Annotated in this window: 2 protein-coding genes; both read left to right on the top strand. The window is 58.8% G+C overall.

Translation table 11 applies throughout. The features are described from left to right. The first annotated feature begins 130 nt into the window (after positions 1-130). Positions 131-244 carry a CsbD family protein gene (locus VQ02_RS37910; RefSeq protein ID WP_107681122.1) on the top strand — a complete coding sequence of 38 codons (114 nt, stop codon included), beginning with the start codon at positions 131-133 and terminating at the stop codon, positions 242-244. A 110-nt stretch (positions 245-354) separates the two neighbouring features. Continuing rightward, on the top strand, positions 355-500 hold a 146-nt coding region (locus VQ02_RS39950; RefSeq protein ID WP_048448731.1), incomplete at its 3' end, for a CsbD family protein.

Below are 500 nucleotides of genomic sequence, written 5' to 3'. Positions count from 1 at the left end.
GGGCTCGGCCGGTTAAATAAAATCGCTCTACCAGTACGGATGCGTCATTGATCAGCCCTCGGCACGCGCCACCTGGGGTGCTGAGCCGCACGAGATGCGGGTACGGCCAATCAGTTATTCGGATCGATCCATGAGCGAATCCAAGTCCGCGATCACGGCTGAAACGCTCAAGGGCTCGGTGAAGGAAGCCATCGGCAAGCTGATCGGTGATCAGACTGTGGTGGATGAAGGAAGAGCTCAGTAGAAATTACCGAAGTCCGCAGTGAAACCAAAAGACGTTTCCGAGACGTAGGGTGAGCTTGACGACGCCGGACATCGTCCCGTCGAGATTTAACAGATACAGGAGTGAACATCATGGTCGATACCAATCGGATCACCGGGGCCGCGAAGGAACTCGGCGGCAAGATCCAGGGCGCGGTCGGCGACCTTACCGGTTCGAACCGCAACTCGGTCGAGGGCCGGGCGCGCGAAGTCCGGGGCACGGCCGAGAACCTCTATGG

It is taken from the genome of Methylobacterium variabile, assembly GCF_001043975.1.
Classification (GTDB): domain Bacteria; phylum Pseudomonadota; class Alphaproteobacteria; order Rhizobiales; family Beijerinckiaceae; genus Methylobacterium; species Methylobacterium variabile.
Note: the sequence above shows the minus strand (reverse complement) of the source record. Positions and strands in the feature narration are given on the sequence as shown.

What these genes read in the sequence shown, in the direction of transcription:
- VQ02_RS37910 (WP_107681122.1), top strand. Translation starts at nt 131, where the DNA reads ATGAGCGAATCCAAGTCCGCGATCACGGCTGAAACGCTCAAGGGCTCG.